Annotated in this window: 11 protein-coding genes; 2 read left to right on the top strand and 9 right to left on the bottom strand. The window is 35.5% G+C overall.

The window, feature by feature from the left end; all coding sequences use genetic code 11:
* Positions 1-419: 419 nt before the first annotated feature.
* Complete coding sequence (locus tag V7068_RS07985) at positions 420-1,763, top strand: S1C family serine protease (protein ID WP_499712086.1); 1,344 nt, start codon at positions 420-422, stop codon at positions 1,761-1,763.
* Positions 1,764-1,891: 128 nt separating this feature from the next.
* Here V7068_RS07985 and V7068_RS07980 read toward each other — a convergent pair whose 3' ends face one another.
* The 9 genes from V7068_RS07980 to V7068_RS07940 form a co-directional block, all read right to left on the bottom strand.
* A complete protein-coding gene (locus tag V7068_RS07980; RefSeq protein ID WP_499712084.1) occupies positions 1,892-3,442 on the bottom strand; it encodes a phosphodiester glycosidase family protein in 1,551 nt (516 codons plus the stop codon).
* Between the two features lie 167 nt (positions 3,443-3,609).
* Positions 3,610-5,076 carry a glycosyltransferase family protein gene (locus V7068_RS07975; RefSeq protein WP_499712082.1) on the bottom strand — a complete coding sequence of 489 codons (1,467 nt, stop codon included), beginning with the start codon at positions 5,074-5,076 and terminating at the stop codon, positions 3,610-3,612.
* A gap of 245 nt (positions 5,077-5,321) precedes the next feature.
* Positions 5,322-6,224, bottom strand: a complete 903-nt coding sequence (locus V7068_RS07970; protein ID WP_499712080.1) for an FTR1 family iron permease — start codon at positions 6,222-6,224, stop codon at positions 5,322-5,324.
* Between the two features lie 45 nt (positions 6,225-6,269).
* Positions 6,270-7,025: a hypothetical protein gene (locus V7068_RS07965; RefSeq protein WP_499712078.1), complete on the bottom strand. Its 756-nt coding sequence runs from the start codon at positions 7,023-7,025 to the stop codon at positions 6,270-6,272.
* Between the two features lie 39 nt (positions 7,026-7,064).
* Positions 7,065-7,862, bottom strand: coding sequence for a glycosyltransferase family 2 protein (locus V7068_RS07960; RefSeq protein WP_499712076.1), 798 nt, complete (start codon positions 7,860-7,862; stop codon positions 7,065-7,067).
* 5 nt (positions 7,863-7,867) lie between these two features.
* Positions 7,868-9,328: an alkaline phosphatase family protein gene (locus V7068_RS07955; protein ID WP_499712074.1), complete on the bottom strand. Its 1,461-nt coding sequence runs from the start codon at positions 9,326-9,328 to the stop codon at positions 7,868-7,870.
* Positions 9,325-10,266 carry a lysylphosphatidylglycerol synthase transmembrane domain-containing protein gene (locus tag V7068_RS07950; RefSeq protein WP_499712072.1) on the bottom strand — a complete coding sequence of 314 codons (942 nt, stop codon included), beginning with the start codon at positions 10,264-10,266 and terminating at the stop codon, positions 9,325-9,327. Before V7068_RS07950 ends, V7068_RS07955 begins: the two co-directional genes overlap by 4 nt.
* Positions 10,250-11,197, bottom strand: coding sequence for an SDR family NAD(P)-dependent oxidoreductase (locus V7068_RS07945; protein WP_499712070.1), 948 nt, complete (start codon positions 11,195-11,197; stop codon positions 10,250-10,252). The genes V7068_RS07950 and V7068_RS07945 overlap by 17 nt, the downstream gene beginning before the upstream one ends.
* A gap of 123 nt (positions 11,198-11,320) precedes the next feature.
* A complete protein-coding gene (locus V7068_RS07940; RefSeq protein ID WP_499712096.1) occupies positions 11,321-12,514 on the bottom strand; it encodes a hypothetical protein in 1,194 nt (397 codons plus the stop codon).
* Between the two features lie 289 nt (positions 12,515-12,803).
* On the opposite strand from V7068_RS07940, the gene V7068_RS07935 reads away from it, so the two are divergent.
* Positions 12,804-14,126: a UDP-glucose dehydrogenase family protein gene (locus V7068_RS07935; RefSeq protein ID WP_499712068.1), complete on the top strand. Its 1,323-nt coding sequence runs from the start codon at positions 12,804-12,806 to the stop codon at positions 14,124-14,126.
* The last annotated feature ends 63 nt before the right edge of the window (positions 14,127-14,189 follow it).

Genomic DNA, 14,189 nt, shown 5'->3' with positions numbered 1-14,189 from the left:
AAATAAAATATCATTTTGAATATATTTAGGGATTTAAAGTGACTTTATATATTCTAGCGAGATAAATTATGAAATATATATGTAATTTTTGATTCTGCAAAGATCTCTGTTTATTTATATAGAAAAACAGAGATCCATTAATTTTTCCTTTATAAAATAGTTAGTTAACATAAAATAATTATAATCAATAATTTCTTTCATTCTATTCCCGTTATTATTTCTTATCTTACTGCTTAGTTCGTTTTCTTCCTGTTTATTTTAACGGAATTTAACACCCACTAATTGCGGAGTCTTACTGCTTATTTTATTTTTTGGTACAAAATTTATCGGACCTTGTCTATGAATATATTGTATGTGATTTGAAATTCCTATTCTCATACCAAGAGGTGGTTGTACTGAAAAAGAGAGCCCTTTTTACTGTGCCGATTAGTATTTTACTTATTGCCATGATTGTGACGTCGTTCTTCTTATTAAGCATCAAGCCTGACACGTCAAACATTAAACAAGCCGAAAAATTGTCTGAATATTCAAAACCTGCAGTCGTACGCATTATCGACTATGCGATTGTTGAATGGCAATTTAATGATTATTTGACCCAAGCTGGACCTCTAGTTGATGCATATCTGCAAGAAATAGAGTATCAGACCCTTATCGGTGGATCTGGTTCAGGTGCCATTATTAGCCCTAATGGCTATGTCGTGACTAATGCTCATGTTGTCGAAAGCTCTGAGATGGAAGATGATGATCTCGCTAACGCAGCCTTCCAACAATTAGTCGCTGGAATTGCTGACTACTTCCAAGAGGATTATGAATGGACCTATAATTATATGCTTAGCTACACGAATTACACGAAAATCACTCGAGTATTAAAGGTGATTTTACCTGGTGGAGATATTCTTGACGGTGAAGTAAAAAGCTATGGGGCTCCTGTGAACCAAGGAAAAGACGTAGCCGTTCTTAAAATTGAAGGAAAGAACCTTCCTACTTTACCACTTGGAAATTCAGAAACCATAGAGGATCAAAATAATATTTGGGTCATTGGATACCCCGCAGCAGCAGATTCAGATTTGTTATCCCCTGATTCCTCTTTAGAATCTTCCATGAACGCAGGACAAATTACCGCTACTTCCAAAAAGACAGAACAAGGCAGTCCTGTTATTCAATTAGATGCTGCGGCAACACATGGAAATAGCGGTGGACCGGTAATCAATGAAAAAGGTCAAATTATTGGATTGTTAACATTTAGAGGAGATACCGTAAATGGTCAAGAGGTTCAAGGCTTCAATTTTGCCGTACCTGTCGATACCGTTAAAGAATTTGTTAATCAAGCTGGAGCAAAAAATACAAGAAGCCGTACAGATCAGCTCTATAAAGAAGGCTTGACACTATATTGGGGCGGTTACTACAAAAATGCATTAGAAAAGTTTGAAGCCGTCGAAAGAATCTTCCCAAATCACTCCGAAGTCAAGCAGTATATTACTAATTCTGAGAAAAAAATCGATGACAGTAAAATTCTCTGGTCCGATTATAAAACGATATTCTATATTATCGATGGTGTAGCTGGATTACTGATTATCCTGTTAATGGTGTTTACTTTTGCTCTAAAACCAAAGACAGCAGTACCGGCAAATCCCGCTCCGACAACAAGTGAAAATATCATCCCCGATTTAAATGGAGATGGAAAAATCGATGAGCAAGATGCCTTGATTGCGCTTCAAAAACAAAAGGAAGAGGAAGAAAAGAAAGAGAAAAACGAGGAATAGAACGGTAGAATTTGAAACTCAGTAAGATTAAGTAAAACATTTAAGAAAGCTTTACCCTTAAATAGGCAGCGCCAGTATTCCTTTACATACAAGGAAACTGGCTTTTTTCATTTAAATACGCTTACATATTACTCTTCCATAATCAACGAAATTGCATCGCCGACGGCCCTCTCTCCTGCTGCATCGGATGGATGATTTACGACTTTTCCGTTAATCGCCATCGTTGTAGAACCTCCTCCATCTAAATTCAAGGCATCTTGTGCGCCTAATGTTTTCATTAATATAGCACTTTCTTCAAAACTAAGTCCTACACTAGCTTGCTCATTTCTACCGTCTACTACAACAAGCAGAATATTCCCATTCGGTTTAATGCCCACTAACGTACGCGGATTTCGCTTAATGCCAAACTTATAAAAAAACTTATCACTATGCGCAAATCCCTCTTTTCTGGCTGTAATCATATACTGCTGATTTTTCAATAAAAGCGGCCCCCCATTTACAATGTGGGTTTCCTTAGTAAGGGAAATGGGAATTTGATGACTCATCACTTTTGTTGAAATCATCAGTTTTTCCCCAATTACAGCGTGCTTCTTTAACCACTCTGCAGCTTCGCCTATTCCAGCAATAATAGACCCGTTAGCGGGAATAGCCTGTCCACGAGAATTTCTTATTTTAATAACCGTCCCTTTGCTGTCTAATACTACTTCTGTTCCTTTACCAGCAGGGGTTCTCGTTCCATAAATAGGCCGATACTGAACTAATTCATTATGATTGGTACAAGTAATATTATGCCTGAGTTGTTGATCAAAACTCCCTCCGCACCCTCTTATTTTTCCAATCGTACGATTCAGACCATCTATAGTTCTTACAGCACCTTTTGAAGATTGAATGTATAAAGAAGTAGACACTGGAGCAATGGCTGTATACTTTCCGCCTAGCACAAAGGCAGAACGGTTATTAATGGCTTCACTATTTAGCTCTCCACCAACAACAGAAATACCTATTAAATCTCCAGGCGTTCCAGCATGTTTGTGCATAATGAAATATCCACCGTTAATGGTTACAAGTGAATTCATCCGCTTAGCGATACTCGAGACTGTTTCTCTACCTTGTACTGTGTTTAATGCTAAAGATGCAGTCATGTGATGGATAAGGTTTCGGCCAATTTCAATAATATGGATAGACCAGGGGCCTGTTATATTTCTTCTTTCCCATCCACTATATGAGACTTTTACGTTTGAAAATCCCTTTTCAACTAATTCTTTTTTAAACTGAATAGCTTCGGATTGTGTCTTAAATTTCCCCGATTTAATGACATAGCCTAGCACATCTTTATATAAATCATTATATCGTTCGTTATAAATCGGCAGTATAAACGAATCGAACCCGTGTTTTTTTAACGTTTGTTTCGTTACTTTTGCTTTTTTTAAATCTGAAAAAAATCCCATATCTACGGAATAGTACTCTTCAAATGACGATATCCCTCTTTTTATAGAAGTATAAGTGACTCCTGGTGTTAGTTGTTGAACAAAGCGAGTTTCAGGAAGTCCAGAAATGCCTAAAGGAAGTTCATTTTGGTTAGTTGATTGAGCAAAAGTACTAGAAGGTACGGATATAAACAGCAAGATAGTGGTACAAATGAGTGAACGTAAAACAATTGAAGTTATGGCCTGATTCATTTATTCATCACCCTTTCTACTTTCTAGTTTCATCCTATCCCGGCAATACTAATCAAAGATGAACCACATGTAAAAAAAGGAAATAAAATTATAAAAAAAAGATGACTTCATATAATGCTGAAATCATCTTTTCGTTTACTTTTCTAATGTTAGGATTGTAATTCAAATCATTTAATCCATTCATACAGCACAATATCGTGATACACGGGGTCAAAAATAGAATTAGAATGAAACTCTTTTATTTGTTTAATGTTTGCATTCACGTTTATACCTTGTGCTTTAAACCCTTCTACTACCTTATTCGTTATTAAAATTTTTTTATTCGGATAATAAGATATATCGTGCAGAAAAATTTCAAAGGTTTTTACCCTTTTATGAGAAATGGGAACATTGACATATTCCAAAACTCTTGTTTCCTCCCAAGTATATACAATTGCCGATTGTTCGTGTGACTGTAAGTAGTCAGCAAGTTGATATGCGGCTGGATTGGCCTGCGCTTGTTCAATGACTAACGTATATGAATGATAAATTTGTGAAACCAGAAGGACAATAAAGAACAGCACTAGCATAGTGTTCCTAGAATTTTTCAAAATGTTTATCAACATGATAAAAAGCAAAAACATGACTAAAGGAAGAATATGTCTTGGCTTATCAATATTTTGACCAATTACTACCCATATAAAATAGCTGCTACTCATGATTATTGCTAGTTGCATACTTGAATCACGCTTTATATCATTCCATTTGAAATAATAAATAAACAAGCCTATAACAACAGCATATAATATCGCTAACCAAATAATTTGAGAAGAAATTCCCGTCCATAAAACATTATTAATCACTATCGTTTTAAGCCTTGTTAGAAAAGATACATCACTAGATACCGCTGTGTTGCCCCAACTGTTAAAATGTCCGCTTGTAAATGCCAATGACAGTTTTAAGAACCCTTTTATACTTCCTTCGGACAATACTAGACCTACTACCCAAATGAATTGAAAAGCACCCCCAATAAGCAGGTATGCAATAATATGTCTTAATTTATATTGTTTGTTTCTCCACTTTATATAAAACAGGAGAGGCAACCCTATTGCAAAAGGTAGATAAGATAAACGAATCCCTAACAATATACTAAAAACAAATAACGGCAAAATATTAGACAATAGTTTATTTTTTTTAATGGCATGATTAATGCTCCAAAAATACCACCATAAAGCTGCTATTGCAGCTCCTTCCGACATTGGTTGATTGACAATAACCATGATATAAGTTGAAGAATAAAGGATAGCAGCGATTAGTAAGCTATATGATTTCGAAACATACTCCCTTGCCAGTTTATACATTGGAAAAAGAGTACTAAAGTAAAATAAAATATTAAACACCGTCAATGACGCCGCTTTATTTTCTAGAAAAAAGTGAATAAAATAACCACCTAAAATAAAGTAAGGATAGCCAGGGAAATGAGGCTGCATCGCCATTAAATCATATCGTTCCAACGCAAGGACAAAATCCACTTGATCCCATGAAGCTGCATATCTATTTACATGAGTGATTTGCGTCCAAAATATCCACGATATAGATATGATACTAATAAAAGCAATGACAGATTTCTCTTGAATAGCATTATTTTTGTCCATAAACTCCACCGTTCTTTGATAAATGAACTACTATATACATGGAAAAGCACAAGGCAATGGCCTTGTACTTTTCATTAGAGAGGAATTTTATCCCACACTTAACGGGCAGTAAGACCACCACCTCAAGCTTATGAGGAGTAAAAGAAGATAGGTGGGGGTCAACTGCCCGTAAAGGTCCGATTGGTTCAACTAACCATCAGTGATGGATGAAAGCCCCCCACTGATGGAAGTTTCACTTTATGATACTATTTTTCCATTCGCTCTGTCTGCTCTGCACTTTCTGTTTTCTTTACCGATTTATTAGACGTTAATAAATAAATGCCTACAAAGTATCCGATATAAGCAACCACTTCTTCTAAAGATGGCATAGAAGAATAACCAAACAATGCTTTAAGGAAAATACCGATATCTCCTGACAACAATGGTGCTACCCCATGATCGCGCAAATAGTGATCATAATCGATTGGATGCTCAGGTAAAAGCCAAGTTATATCATATAAATGAGGGATAACACTTCCGATAATCTCCAAATCCTGCATCATCGAAATAGCTTGAACTAAAAGCCCGGCTGCAATCAGGATAATGAAAACACCAGTTACCTTAAAGAAAGTGCTAAGCCGCACTTTCATTGTTCCTTTAAAGAATAAATAAGCTACAACTGCTGCAATAATCACACCCGTAATAGCACCCCAACCTTGCATAGCAGCGCCGATGTTTCCACCGGTAATGGCAGCAAAGAAAAATACAGTTTCAACTCCCTCACGCAATACGACTAAAAATGAGTGAATGACCATACCAACAATATTTCCTGTTGAGATAAAGCTGTCCATTTTCCCTTGCATATTTCCTTTTAAATCCCTGCTATGCTTGGCCATCCAAAAGACCATTTGAGTTAACAACAGGGTTGAAATAATCATGATGCCTATCTTTAAATACATTTCACTTCCCATTGAAGCAAAGCCTGTTAACACGACTTGGAATAACATGGCCACACCTACACTTGCTAAAACGGCAAGACCTGCACCCAACCAAACATACTTTGTATATTGTCCATTGTCCATTCTCTTTAAGTATGTTGTAATAATCCCAACAATAAGCAATGCTTCAAGCACTTCACGGAAGGTAATTAATAAAGCTTGTATCTCCACAGACGCCTTCCCCCTCTTCCCTAGTTGTTTATCCTACAAACGCTGTTATCGTCTGGATCTCTTGCGTATAGTAACAATAACTATAGCAGCAATTACACCGATGATTAATACAAGCGGAATCCAATTTCGTAAATTGGAAATATCCGTCCATTCTTTCTTTTTTTGACTAGCTGGTTCAGTAGCGCTTTCTGAGAAATGTCCCACTTCTAAGCTCTTCAGCTTAAATTCTTTTTGAAGAGAAGATAATATTTTCTCTTTGCTTTCCGTAAAAGCCTTTTGATCAGCTTCTTTTTCCCCTACTCCAAAAAGTCCCGGATTTCCTAAAGAAGCTAGAGCTTTATCGAATTCAGCATCAATTTGCTTATGCAATTCTGGATTTTTTGCTTCTACCTTGGGAGATAACGCTTCATAAGTAGCAAATCCTTTTGCCAGCAGACGCTTGCTCGTTTCATATTCAGTAAAATTCTTTTCAATATTTTCTAGACGTCTTGCAATATTTAACACAAGGAGCTTCTCCATATTCTTAATTGTTTCTTCTTTATTTTCATCTTCTAAATTTTGTAGAATAATTTTGGCTGGCTCAGGCCCCATATGCATGTCGATTTCTTTTTTAATTGTTTCGAAATGCTTTTGTGCTGTTGCATAATCTGAAGGATTCTTATCTAATTCAATAAGCATTTCTTTATAAACATTGGCTAGTTCCTCTTCATTCGGATCTCCATAGCTGTAAGCATTGGCAGGTAATGAAATTAAATGACTTAAAGCGAATATCAATAAGAAACAAAATACTAATCTTTTCATCTTACAATCCTCCTGCATCCATCATGATTATATTCATTTCTATTTTGCAATTAATACACTTTTCCCTTTATGTCGCTCTTTTAATTGATAATGATTCATATTTTCTAACTTGTGAGCATCCGTCTCTACATGTACCTTTTGTATAGGTCTCTTTACCTCTTTCCATATTGCCGGTAAAACAGATGAAAGATAACCTTTAAACGTAATAAAAGATTCCCCTGTTGAGCGAACTCGATAAGAAATAGGAACTTCATTTACTCGAAAACCTTTTCTGACAAGGTTTAAAGTTAAAACTTGTGCATAATTATAATCATGTACGATTTCGGCATGTTCCAGGGCCTGCCTTGTAAAAGCCCTCATCCCTGACTGTCCATCAAAAATCCATTTTCGGAGTAAAATACATTGAAGGAAAGTAAAGACATAATTACCCAAACGACGATGAAGCTTCATTCCTTTGATGGTTCCTAAAAAACGGGAGCCCATTGTATAATCAGCCTCACCTCGGAAAATAGGAAACAATAAATTAGGAATTTCATTCGCGGGATATTCTCCATCGGCATCAATCATAACGGCAATATCCGCCCCTCTTTCATAGCTTTCTTTTAACCCTGCTCGAACAGCCGCTCCTAATCCACGATTCTTTTCAAAACTAACAATATAATCGGCGCCCGCTTCTTTTGCCACGTTTACGGTCTGATCGTTTGACCCATCATCAATAATTAAAACTTTAACATCTACCTGATTATGAAAATGTCTAGGGATGCCTTTGATAACTTCTCCAATCGACTCTTCCTCATTAAAAGCAGGAAGAAAGACAATGACTTGCTGCTTCTTCATGCGATTTAATCCTCTTTCTTCTTAATAATTGCATCTAATAATACTTTTCCCCGGCTATGGCTAGGAAAAGGAGCTCCCAACAAGTAGGATAATGTTGGTGCTAATGAAACAAGACTATGCTTTTCTTCAACCTTTTTCCCTTTTTCAATATTTGGACCATGTACAATAAAAGGTACAAATCTTTCACCTTCATCTAAATGTCCATGTCCTCCAATTCCATCCGCTTGCCCATGATCTGCGCAAATAAACAAGGTCGTATTCTCCATCTTGCCTTCTTTCTCAAGCCAAGATACAAAATCCTCTATTAACACATCTGCTTCATGGATTTTTTGTAAATATTCATCATATAAAACGCCTCGGCTATGACCGGTTTGATCTGTAGCAATCATTTGAACAATGAACAAATCCGGGTCCTGCTCTTTCATAATTTTCTTTGCCCTTTGCATGATATTAGGATCTGCTTTATCGTTATGCATAACTGCTGTAACTGTTTCAACATCACTCCCCATCGAATCAACCAAATGAGCGATTCCAAGAAGTCTGCCCTTTTTCCCAACCTTTCTTAACGAATCAAAAATACTCTCTACTTTAATTCCTAATTTCCACACCATATTAGAAGTCATACCATGTTCAAATGGATAGGTACCTGTGAACATAGAGCTAAAGCATACAACGGTTCTTGCAGGATAGACCGTTTCCATATTTGTATATTCTGTACCGTTTTGTTTTAATGAATCCATAAAAGGAGTTTCTGCTTCATAAAAACGCTCTTTTCTCATTCCATCCACTACAATAACAATTACTTTATTTGAGAGAGCTTCATTCGGTTGTGGAAAATTATTTTTTGTATAGCTGTTATAAATTTTTGGTTTCCAGTCAAATAAATTACGATGAAGTATGTACGCAAAAACTAAGATAAAAACATAAAAAAGAACTAAACTTAGTAATTCAATTTCTTGTCCGGCTCTATGTGTTTTAAAAACCATTTCCCAAATCGATAAAACTAATAAAAACTTTGGCAATTGTTCCTGTGCATTTCCACTTGTAGAGTCACTATTTTTTAATACGAGCTTCCAAAATCGAGTGAAATTAAGCCAAGACGTACCTATTCTTAGGTGATAATATAAGGTTCCCCAAAAAAATACCGTAAAAAAGAAATATAGAGCTGCTGAAAATAAAAGCAGTCCAATATTTACTTCTTTAAAAACAATTAAAAAAACAACAAAAGGAATCCATAAATAATTTCTTAACAACAGTGGGAAATCATAAATAAAAAAGAGAACTAATAATGGAATCACATACAGAAATGCTCCCAAAAGGTCTAGAATTCCTTCTACCGATCCTAAAACAGCAGCATGAAACAACACAAAATTTCCAAAAACAAATATTGGTGTAAAGGGTTTTCCCTCATTTAATAAATTCCAGCAACGTGCAGCTACTTTTTCAAATTTAGACGCACTTTTCATTTTCTTGTCACCCCTCTGACCTTGATCCACTCTTTAACTGTTTTCAATGAGATAGGATATTTAACAAAAGCAACGGCACCCACTAAATAAGAAAAAAAGAATTTTATAGCATGCGTCAAAACGGCAATCGTATATCCATCCTTCATAGTAAACCCTACAACACTTAAAGCAAATACAAGGAAACTTTCATAATTAGCTATTCCACCCGGAGTGATCTGGAAAACCTGTCCTGCAATGGTCACACTATTTGCAAACACAGCTTCCCAAAACGATAGGTCTCCTGAAAGGGCGATTACTGTAAAATAAAGAACTCCAGCTTCTAAAGTCCAGCTTATGACTGTCATGAAAATAATAACGAAGCCATTTTTTCCTGAAAAAGCATGTTTAAATAGAGAAATATGTCTCTTCAAAAATTCTCGGGCATATTTTTTCATAATCAACAACGTAAAGCTACAGATTACAATCCCAAGAATAATCGTCCAAAAAGGTATGACAAACCTTACTTCTAAGCTTAATAAACCAATCAATGTAATTCCTATTAAAGAAATCATATCGAGTATTCGAAGTACAATAACCGAATGAATGGCTTCCTCATTTTTTATATGACAATCTCTCATACTTAAAATTTTCATTCTAACTAAATCCCCAATTTTAATGGGAATCAAGTGATTAACGAATAAACTATATAAGATTCCCAACAAACATGTTGAAAAACGGGCTCTGCCTTGTAAATAAAGCTTCCAAGCCATCGCTTTAAAACAAAAAGACATCAAATACACAATAAAGATTAATACAAGCAAAAAAGGATGGTGAAAAAGTTTGATCAAGCTATTCCAAACATATTCACCATCAAAGTAATGAAGCGTTAAGACAATGAATCCTATAAGAATTAAAACAGCTATTATTAGTTTTACTGTACCTTTAAAGGATGCCTTCATTTCCTCTTGCCCACTTTACCGTTTCAGCGATTCCTTGATGAAAGTCAACTTTTGGCTCATATCCTAACAGATGTTGTGCTTTTCCTATATCTGCCCAGGTTTTCACTACATCCCCAATACGCGATATTTCCTTTTTGATTTTCATATTAGGAAAATGAAACTTCAATTCATGTAAAAGGTCTTCCATTAAAATCGGTCTTCCCGAGCCAAGATTAATAACCTCACTGTTCGATAAATTCATTAACGATAAATAAATACCGTTTATAATGTCATCTACGTAGGTAAAATCTCGCTCCCTTCCCTCACCGAAAACTGTTATTTCCTCGCCACGCAATAATTTTTTGATAAAACTCCCAATGGCCATATCAGGACGTCCCCAAGGGCCATAAACCGTAAAAAATCTTAAAATATTCACCTGAAACCCATATAAGTACTCATAAACCCGACAGAAAGATTCAGCTGAAAATTTGGATGCTGCATAGGGTGAAATGACGTTTCCATTCGCCATTTCTTCTGTAAAAGGGCCCGGTTGGTTTCCATAAACGGAAGAGGAAGAAGCAAATACAACCTTGGAAACCCCTGCTTTACCGGAAGCTTCAAGAACATTAATGGTAGCCTTTATATCATAATCAACATATGTAAGAGGTTGTTCAATGGAATACGCTACCCCAGGCAATGCCGCTAAATGAACAACTGCATCTGGAGAGATTTGCTCGAATATAGCTTCTATCTCTTCTCGATCCAATAAGTCTTTTTGAATAAAGTGAAACGAACCGACACTTTCTATATGCTCTAGTTGCTTCTTTTTTCTTTCAATTGAATAATAGGGATGAAGACAATCTATTACATATACTTCATGATCTTCCCGTATTAATCTTTTAGCGAGATGACTTCCGATAAATCCTGCACCGCCAGTAACAATAACTTTCATAGTATCACCTCAATCATTATCATAAAGTGAGACTTCACTCAGTGAGGTGAATTTCATCTAAAAGACACTTCACACGGAAAAAAAACCTTGTTTGTACAAGGTTTCCCCCCAGTGCAGTCACACTTATTTTGCTTGTTCGACTACTGTTTGTAACGTTTCTTGAAGTTCCTTGATTAATGGCTCACCAGCTTTTTTATCTTTTGCTTTTGCTGCCTCAAGATATTGTTGTGCTGTTTGAGTAAGTTTGTTATAAGCTTCTTCTCCTAGCATATCTTTCAAATCTTTATCAATAACTTCTATAAATAAAGCACCTTCTAATGCAGTGATAGGAGATTTATCTTCTCCCCAATATTCTTGGCTTTCTTTATATTCATCTAAAGCAATTTTTGCATATCCACGAACGAATGCCTTATTCACTTGCTCAGGATCCAATTTTGTTACATCGTTCTGTAAATCAAATTGTTGTAGAATAAAAGCTGCTTCTTCCGGGGCATGCCCATTCAAATACCCATAGATAGACTGATAGAATGCCCAGCCTTCAGCTTGTTCCACTTTTGCTTCTTCTTTGTCTTTCTTCGCCGCTTCGGCTGCTTTTGCTGCATAACCGTTTGGAATATTACCTGTAGCTAAATAGAAAGTCTTAATCAAAGTTTTATCGATTACTTGCTTACCAAGCTGGAACCCTAATTGATCATTCGCTTCAACAGCTTTATCAATCTCGGCAAATCCACCGGCAATGACATCAACCATCTTCGTTCCATTAGCAGCATCACGTTTTTCTACTGTAGATTGAAGGATTTCATAATACTCTTTTGCTTCTTCAACTTCTTCTTTTACTGCTTCTTTATTATCCCAGTTTTCTTCTACTTCTATAAATTCATGTTTCATAGTTGTATAAAATACTTTTTGCATCAATTTATCAAAAACTTGCTTCACAATTATTGGATCCATAGATCCATCTTTTCCTGCTTGCAGAGCATTGGTAATATGCTGATCAATCTTATCTTCAAACTCAGCATCTCGATCTTGCGTTAGCTTTTGCAGATTATTCGTGTAAAGTTCAGTTACTTTATCAAAATCTACCTCTTTGCCTTCTTTTGCTTTTTCCAACTCAGTAACGGCTTCTTGGAAAACTTGAGCATAATTCACTTCTGCTGCTTCTGAACTTTCCTTTGCTTCCTTTTTGTTTTCAGTCTGTTCTTGTTTTTCCTCTTTAGTAGTATTACTTGACTCACTTGTATTACAACCTGTCAAAACTGTACCTGCTAATAAGAAACTAGCAAAGATTGCTGATAATTCTTTTTTTCTCACTATAATATCCCCCGTCGATTGAAATTGTATGTAATTGATTTTTTAATTGATAATGAAATTCATTAACAAATTGATTGTACCGATAATGTTGGACATAGTCAATCGAATTTTGCAAGAAAAATGCTCTTTTTTTTTATCAATTCAGAAAAATAGGCATTTTTAGATAGAGAATATCCACAAATAGGAAGATGCACATTCCGCTACTTATTTGTGTTATTCTTAAAGACGTGAGACAGGATATTACGTGTGAATTCCTGATACATTGCAGAATACAAGGTTTTGAGAGGAAATAGCTATGCGAAATATAACAATTGTCGGCACAGGCCATGTAGGACTGATAACTGGTGTAACCCTAGCAGAAATAGGCCACCAAGTTGTATGTTATGATATCGATCAAAAGAATATTACATTAATGAATAAGGGAATATCTCCTTTTTATGAACCTGATTTGAATGATTTATTGAAAAAGAATCTTGATACAGGCCTATTACTTTTTACATCTAATCCAAAAGAAGCATTAGTCGATGCAGAGATTATTTATATTACAGTTGGAACACCTACTAATGAAAATGGAGACATTAATCTTGCATATATAGAAGAGGCCGCAAAAACCATTGGTGAGCATGTGACGAAGCAAGAAGTAATCGTCGTCACGAAAAGTACGGTTCCAGTTGGCACCAATAAATTAATTAAGCAATTAATTGAAAAAAATTTAATACATGCAGTTCATGTTGAAATGGTGTCTAATCCCGAGTTTTTGAGAGAAGGTGCTGCTATTTATGATACCTTTTCTGCTGATCGGATTGTTATTGGGGCAGATTGTGAAAAAGCAGCAGCTGTTATCGAAGAAATCAATAGACCTTTTGACACTACTATTGTTAAAACAGATATCTTAAGCGCAGAAATGATTAAATATAGCTCCAATGCTTTTTTAGCAACTAAAATAAGCTTTATAAACGAAATCGCAAACCTATGTGAAAAGGTTGGTGCTAATATAGAAGAAGTAGCCTATGGAATGGGGCTAGATTTACGAATCGGCACTTCATTCTTACAAGCAGGAATTGGATTTGGAGGTTCTTGCTTTCCTAAAGATACTCATGCTTTACTTCAAAAAGCTACTGAAGTAGAGCAACCACTTGAAATTTTAGAATCCGTCATAAAAGTAAATAAACAACAAAGATATGTATTAATTCATAAAGCAAAGCAACATTTTGGTCACTTAAAGAATAAAAAAATTGCAATCTTAGGATTAGCCTTTAAACCAAATACAAATGATGTCCGTGGATCAATTGCTATTGATATCGCTTCCGAGCTAGTTACGGAAGAAGCATTTGTTACAGCTTACGATCCATTAGCCCTAGAAGAAACAAAGAAGGTATTAGGCGAAAAGATTCATTATGCTCGATCTATTGAAGAAGCTATTACAAATACAGACATGGTTTTTATTACGACTGATTGGGATGAAGTAAAAGAATTCTCACTAGAAAAATATGAAAAATTGATGCATAATCCAGTAATATTTGATGGTCGAAATTGTTATCCTTTGAAGGTAGTTTCTAAATATAACCTTGATTATTATTCAGTCGGCAGACCTGCCATAGTAAAGGCAAAGAAATAATTTATGTTATATTCTTTTAAAACTAACAAATTCACATCTCTTTTATACATAATGAATTAACCC

This window comes from Bacillus sp. JJ634 (assembly GCF_036962285.1).
Taxonomy (GTDB): Bacteria; Bacillota; Bacilli; order Bacillales; family DSM-1321; genus Peribacillus; species Peribacillus asahii_A.
The sequence above is the reverse complement of the archived record's forward strand: the minus strand, read 5'-3'. Positions and strand labels throughout refer to the sequence as shown.